Genomic DNA, 6,074 nt, shown 5'->3' on the forward strand with positions numbered 1-6,074 from the left:
TTTTTTCTCATCATAGCTGACATTGGAATTTACAGAAAATATTTTACGCTATCGTTTAGGATAATTTTGATCCTTTTTCTTCTAAGATCAAAATAGTAATAATTTCATTATAATGCTATGACGCTTACACACACTGAACGGATATGAATGGCAAAAACGGTACAAACAGAACGGATTTTATTGGTCGATGATAGTAAAGCACTCTCAAAACTTATCATGCTCAAAGTGAAAAATGAGTTGGGCTTGGAAATAGATATCGCCTATTCGCTCGCAGAAGCGGAACTGTTTACTAAAAAATACACCTATACACTCTCTATCATCGATCTCAATCTCCCCGATGCTCCGCACGGTGAAATCGTCGATGCGATGCTTAAAAAACATATCCCCGCCATTGTCTTGACAGGAAGTGTTGACAAAGAATTCCGCAAGGAGATACTCAAAAAAGATATTATCGATTACGTTCACAAAGGGGGACTTGATGACATCGATTACGTGATCGACATCATCAAACGATTGCTCAAAAATCGCGCCCACAAAGTGATGGTGGTCGATGATTCGTCGATTTTCCGCAACCAGATGAAGAAAATGGTCGAAAACCTCTTTTTTCGGGTCTACGCACTCGCCCACGGAGAAGAGGCACTTCTCATTATGGAACAAAATCCCGACATCAAAATCATCATCACCGATTACAATATGCCGGTGATGGACGGATTGGAGCTCACCAAAGCGGTACGAAAACGCTACACTAAAAATCAGTTGTCCGTTTTCGTCCTCTCTTCTACGGAAGATTTGGAGGTTTCGGCAATGCTTCTCAAACACGGCGCCAACGATTTTATCAACAAACCTTTTAGCAAAGAGGAATTTTCTTGTCGTTTGAATAACGCGATAGAAGCGTTGGAAAATATTGATGCTCTGACGAACTACAGCAAGCGTGATTTCTTGACCGGACTCTACAACCAGCGCTATTTCATGACATTGATGGAGAACCGTTTTACTGGTTCTCGAGCCGAAGAAGAGTTTGTGACAGCGGTGATCGAGATAGACGATGAAAAATATCTCTATGAAACCTACGGTGAGGAGATCGGAAATGGCATTGTCATTCAAACATCCGAGGTGATCCGTTCGTGTATCGACTATCGCGATCTTTTTGGCCGTTTCGAAACCGGAGAGTTCATTTTAGTATTGGTCGATCATACCCGTGAAAGTGCGATGGAGCTTTTGGAACACATACGTCAAAAAATATCGGTTATTCCGTTCAGTATAGGGGAAGAAGAGGTTGCCTTGAGTGTCTCAATCGGTGCGGTATTTCATCCCGAAGATACGCTCAATGATACCATCAACGAAGCGGACAGCGCTTTGGTTCAGGCCAAAGCCTCAGGAGGCAATACGCTGTATGTAGCGTAAGATTATTGGACGGTCGGGAACCCTTTGGCACTCCATTCGCTAATTCCTCCTTTGAGATTGAGCGGAGTAAAGCCGTTTTTGACCAGCAGCCGAGATGCTGCTACACTGCGGTTTCCGCTGTGACAGTAGACAATGATGCTTTGTGCTTTAACACCGTTGAGCAAACCGAGATTTTGATCGAGTGTCTGCAACGGGATCAAAATCGCCCCTTTGATATGCCCTTGTGAAAACTCTTCGGGCGTTCGAACATCGACGATTACACTTTTCTCATCCGATTGGATCCGTTGATACGCTTGTTCTGCAGTGATCGATTCAAAATTGGTAAAAATCCACCCTTTGGTATACGCAAATGCTCCGACCAATGCCGCAAAAACAACCCAGTATCCGATATTTAACAATCGTTTTTTATCCATAAACTCTCCTTACATTCCGCGCGATTTTTTGATCATTTCATACGCTGCGTTGATCTCTTGAACCTTTTCGGTCGCCTCTTTGAGGTACTCATCCGATGCCCCTTGGGATTTGATAATATCGGGATGATATTTGCGGACCAGCGAACGGTACGCTTTTTTCACTTCATCGTTCGTTGCCGCTGAGGTGAGATTTAACAGCACATAGGCTTGATCAATCGAACTCTCTTTGGCGCTGTGGCGATGATAAGAGCCGAAACGCTCCAGCATCGATGATAGCTCATCGTCACGAAACCTGAGATGTCGTGCAATGACGCGGAGCATCTCCTCTTCGGTGTGACTGAGAGTACCGTCGATGTAGCTGAGATGGACCAAAAACTCCATCATTTTTTGACGTTTGTGCGCGTCGTTTTGGAGGGCTTGATAGAGCGCTTGTGCTACCGGATCGATATTGTGCGGGGCATTTTTCTCTTCGTCAAAAATCTCTTTAAGCAGTTTTTTCGTCGCTTCGGGATCGGGGAAGAGGGCGCTGATGTCGTTGAACATATTACTGATCAATTCGGCTTCGAGTTCATCGACCCGCCCGTCGGCTTTGGCGATTTTTGCGCTCAGCGCGACGAACAGCCCCAGCTCACTATAAGCGAGGTTCTCTTTTGTGAGTTTGAATCCGGCAAACTGGTTGCGGGTATAGGTGTGCTCATTGTGTGCAAAGCTTCGAGAGAGCCAGTAAAAAAGGAGTGCCACTACGGCAAAGACGACAATTTGAGTCATTTACAAATCCTCTGTATGTAAAAATAAGTGACAGTGTACCTTTAAAAAGTAACGATGGGAAGTGCTCTTTTTAGGGGCTTAAAGCTATAATTGTATTTATTTGCTCCTTTGAGGTAACCATGTTTATGCGTTTGATTTTAGCCCTTATTATTGTGTTGGGGACGCTCCAATCTGCTGAGCTCTCCACAATGGACACAATCCGATCCAAACTCTTAACCTCTGCCATATCGCTCTATTTTAATGCGCGAGGCTACGGGAAAGTGGACAATGTCACCGTCGATACGACGAAAAAAACGCTCCGCTTCAATCTGTTTCCTGAGGGGGAAAAGCAGCCTTTAAACGTGGATATTGGTTCGTATACGACCCTAATCGAGGATAAAGAGGAGTATTTAATTCTCCAAAAAGTACAAACCAACCGCGTGTGGCTCAACCGAATTTTTGCCGATCATATGCAAGAGGGGATCAAAGTACCATTGGGGATCGTTTCCAAAGGGGCAGGGTCGCTCTTGCTGAAACTCTAAATCCGCAAAGGCTTCACAATGACGCTCTATCCTGCTCTCAAAGGATAATCCATGAAAGCTCTCATATTTGCACTGATACTCTTCTCGCAGCTTTTGTCAGCTCAAGTGCTTACGGCTACCTATGAGGTTTCATACGGTATTTTTGAAGCCCTTGGAGTGGCGGATGCCCGATTTGAGACCCGAGAGGACAACACCTATTCGATTCGTATCGAAGCGAGAACAACGGGACTTGCAAAAGTATTGACCAACAACCGTGTCGAAACCTATGAGAGTCATGGTCATATTATTAACGGGATACTCGTTCCCCAAAAATACATCAAAATACGCCGTACCGATTCGAAAAAAACGACCAAAATCTATACATTCGATCATCCCAATAAAACGGTATGGTGTGAAAACATCCAAAGCGACGAATGGGATAAAGTCAAAAATGATTTTTACGCCTCAGAGGATATTCTCACCCTCTTTTTCAATTTCAAACACTACCTTAAAGAGCGGCAAGACAGGGCGTTTTATGTGATCGGAGGGAATCGCAAAGACGGCCGGATCAATGTTGCGTTTCCCAAAGACGAAGCCCTTGCTGAGATGAAACAAACGCTTGGAATGGAAAGCGGAGAGTTTTTGAAAGTTGTTTTGAATGACCGTATTTTCTCCAGCGCTCAAGGGGAATTGCTGATTAATCTCGATTCTGAAGGATTGGCACAAAAAGCCATTTTAGAGGATGTCCTTTTCTTTGGTGACATTGTGGGAAAACGGATCCGCTAAAGGGTGAGGTGAAACACTTCGCGCAGCAGCACATCCAAATCATCCCGTGACGAACCGGCAAACGAATTTTCGAGGAAACGGTTAATCCCTTTGTTTTCGTGCTGGAGCAGCGGGACGATTTTGATCCCCGTAATCTCGGACATAAAATGAGAGTCATCCCCCTCTTTGAGCGTTCCGCCGGGAAACCCCATCCGTCCGTCCCATCGGTCGATCATGATGAGTGCGGGGCATTTGATATGCTGCATGTCATCTTTGAAATAGCGCCACGGTGAAATCGCATCGACGTAGATGGCTAAAAAGACGGCATCCTTTTTGTCGGGATTTTGTTGCCCGAATGGTACGCGCTCTGTTCTTATAAATTGCTCATTTTATAAAAGTGATAGGATGAATTATACAGAAACAAGCATCCAAACAAATAAATGATTAAGGGTATGGGTGGTATAATTTCACTCGTGACGCGGGAGTAGCTCAGTTGGCTAGAGCGTCAGCCTTCCAAGCTGAATGTCGCGAGTTCGAGTCTCGTTTCCCGCTCCACTTCTTTCTTGAAAACAATCCTTATTTACCCCATACTCTTTTTCAAAATGTCCATCGGCATGGTAAATATCGCTTTAAAGAGCGGCGATACACGAGTTGTTTTATCATCGATCACTTCGAGTGCATTGAAGCTAAACCCCTCACCGTCTTCGCCGTTGTTCGGTTTCACCGTAAACGTGAGCGGTTTAAGGGTGCGGATCATATTGAGGATATTTTTGTGCCGTTTGTCTTCGGCTGGGAGCAAAATATTGCCGTCTTTCGTACGCACTTTTGCCGATTCGATCAACAATCTCCAGTTATCGGCATGGAGCGTTTTGTTCCATGTCATCGTTCCGCTGGAATAGTTGATTTGTTTTTTTTCTCCGACGAGAATCCCCTCTCGGGTAGATCGGATCGTCTCAGCGAGGGTGAGGAAAAAGTTTTTGCCTCCGACCGAGTCGGCACATTCGCGCAAGAGTTCATTTAATGGTTGTTCGGTTGTCATGTATATCCTTTTTAGTATCCTCATCATACCCAAATAATGGATCAAATACTCAGTTTTCACCCTAAATATGCTATCTTTCGGTTATGGAAAATACTACTACTGCCCCGTTTTGGGAAACAAAAAAACTCGAAGAACTCACCCCTCAAGAGTGGGAAGCACTCTGCGACGGATGCGGCTTGTGCTGTTTGCACCGCATCCAAGACGAAGAAGATGATGAGATTTATCTCACCCGTGTCGCGTGCCGTTGTTATGATATGGAAAAACATGGATGCAGCGATTATGCGAATCGTCATGAGAGGGTAGAGGGGTGTATGAAACTCACTTTGGAACGCGTGGAAGAGTTCGATTGGCTCCCTGAAACTTGTGCCTATCGGTTGCGTTATCACGGCAAGCCTTTGCCGTCTTGGCACCCTCTGATCACCAAAAATCCTGATTCGGTACACCCTTTTGGAATGCACTCTTTCAACCCCATAGTTGAAAACGACGAGATTGATGTCGAAGATTATGTAATGGGATAAAGTTTTCTCAATAAAACGCTATTTTTTCGTGATTTTATAGAGAAAACTAAACACTTCGGCAACCGCGACGTAGAGTTTTTCGGGGACTTCACGATCTAACTCCACTTTGCTGAGCAGCTCTACGAGATCGGCATCTTCTTTGATAGGGAGATTGTGGAGCTGGGCGATTTTGATGATGTTTTCCGCACTTGCGCCTTTCCCTTTGGCGACGACACGGGGAGCGCGGTTTTTGTCCTGATCGTATCCCAGAGCAACCGCTTTTTTCATACTTTTACCTCGAATCCCATATCGGAGCCTTCGGTCGATATATAGTTCTCAGTGAGAGGGGTTTGGGTTTCGCGTTTGTCAATGACACGGATTGCACGGGGTGTTAATCCTGCTTTGATCAGTAGCGACCTAAGTTCCGCCATGTTTTCTTGGATCAGAGATTTGAGAGAACTTTTCTCGGTATGGGCTTGGATCTCCAACTGCGTCTCATTATACAATCCCATCATAAGATCGAGTTCTCCGTACTCTTTGAGTTTCAGATTGATCTCACAGTAAAACTTCTTTTCGTTGCTTTTTTTGAACACCAATGATCCCCCTTCCAGTTGATCCCATGCAAAGGGAAAATAGATTGAGGTTGAGGAGCTGAGATGGGAGAGCATTTGATGGTAGTCGATTTGGG

General features: G+C 44.8%; 10 protein-coding genes and 1 tRNA gene. 5 read left to right on the forward strand and 6 right to left on the reverse strand.

Translation table 11 applies throughout. The features are described 5' to 3' along the window. The first annotated feature begins 147 nt into the window (after window positions 1-147). On the forward strand, window positions 148-1,404 hold the full coding sequence (locus JHC35_RS06820; protein WP_295043333.1) for a response regulator: 1,257 nt from the start codon (window positions 148-150) through the stop codon (window positions 1,402-1,404). Between the two features lie 2 nt (window positions 1,405-1,406). Here the strand turns inward: JHC35_RS06820 and JHC35_RS06825 are convergent, their stop codons facing one another. Both JHC35_RS06825 and JHC35_RS06830 read right to left on the reverse strand, forming a co-directional pair. Continuing rightward, window positions 1,407-1,817 carry a rhodanese-like domain-containing protein gene (locus tag JHC35_RS06825; RefSeq protein ID WP_295043337.1) on the reverse strand — a complete coding sequence of 137 codons (411 nt, stop codon included), beginning with the start codon at window positions 1,815-1,817 and terminating at the stop codon, window positions 1,407-1,409. 9 nt (window positions 1,818-1,826) lie between these two features. Beyond that, window positions 1,827-2,585, reverse strand: a complete 759-nt coding sequence (locus tag JHC35_RS06830; RefSeq protein WP_295043340.1) for a TerB family tellurite resistance protein — start codon at window positions 2,583-2,585, stop codon at window positions 1,827-1,829. A 125-nt stretch (window positions 2,586-2,710) separates the two neighbouring features. Between JHC35_RS06830 and JHC35_RS06835 the strand changes: the two genes are divergently transcribed. Together JHC35_RS06835 and JHC35_RS06840 are read left to right on the forward strand one after the other, a co-directional pair. Continuing rightward, window positions 2,711-3,106 carry a hypothetical protein gene (locus JHC35_RS06835; protein WP_295043344.1) on the forward strand — a complete coding sequence of 132 codons (396 nt, stop codon included), beginning with the start codon at window positions 2,711-2,713 and terminating at the stop codon, window positions 3,104-3,106. A 51-nt stretch (window positions 3,107-3,157) separates the two neighbouring features. Beyond that, complete coding sequence (locus JHC35_RS06840; RefSeq protein WP_295043347.1) at window positions 3,158-3,871, forward strand: DUF3108 domain-containing protein; 714 nt, start codon at window positions 3,158-3,160, stop codon at window positions 3,869-3,871. On the opposite strand, the gene JHC35_RS06845 is transcribed toward JHC35_RS06840, so the two are convergent. Beyond that, window positions 3,868-4,116 (reverse strand): hypothetical protein, encoded by a 249-nt coding sequence (locus tag JHC35_RS06845; RefSeq protein ID WP_295043350.1) that lies wholly within the window; start codon window positions 4,114-4,116, stop codon window positions 3,868-3,870. The two genes, JHC35_RS06840 and JHC35_RS06845, sit on opposite strands and share 4 nt — an antisense overlap. 212 nt (window positions 4,117-4,328) lie before the next feature. Here JHC35_RS06845 and JHC35_RS06850 point away from each other — a divergent pair. Beyond that, window positions 4,329-4,405 (forward strand) — tRNA-Gly (locus JHC35_RS06850). A gap of 25 nt (window positions 4,406-4,430) precedes the next feature. On the opposite strand, the gene JHC35_RS06855 is transcribed toward JHC35_RS06850, so the two are convergent. Further along, window positions 4,431-4,889, reverse strand: coding sequence for a hypothetical protein (locus tag JHC35_RS06855; RefSeq protein ID WP_295043353.1), 459 nt, complete (start codon window positions 4,887-4,889; stop codon window positions 4,431-4,433). Window positions 4,890-4,972: 83 nt separating this feature from the next. Between JHC35_RS06855 and JHC35_RS06860 the strand changes: the two genes are divergently transcribed. Next, window positions 4,973-5,407 (forward strand): YcgN family cysteine cluster protein, encoded by a 435-nt coding sequence (locus JHC35_RS06860; protein ID WP_295043356.1) that lies wholly within the window; start codon window positions 4,973-4,975, stop codon window positions 5,405-5,407. Between the two features lie 18 nt (window positions 5,408-5,425). Here JHC35_RS06860 and JHC35_RS06865 read toward each other — a convergent pair whose 3' ends face one another. Beyond that, the gene (locus JHC35_RS06865; protein ID WP_295043359.1) at window positions 5,426-5,674 is read right to left on the reverse strand and encodes an EscU/YscU/HrcU family type III secretion system export apparatus switch protein; all 249 of its coding nucleotides are present in this window, start codon (window positions 5,672-5,674) and stop codon (window positions 5,426-5,428) included. Next, window positions 5,671-6,074: flagellar hook-length control protein FliK (locus JHC35_RS06870; RefSeq protein ID WP_295043362.1), on the reverse strand; the 404-nt coding region annotated here is incomplete at its 5' end. The genes JHC35_RS06865 and JHC35_RS06870, both read right to left, overlap by 4 nt.

Source organism: Sulfuricurvum sp., assembly GCF_022759005.1.
Taxonomy (GTDB): domain Bacteria; phylum Campylobacterota; class Campylobacteria; order Campylobacterales; family Sulfurimonadaceae; genus Sulfuricurvum.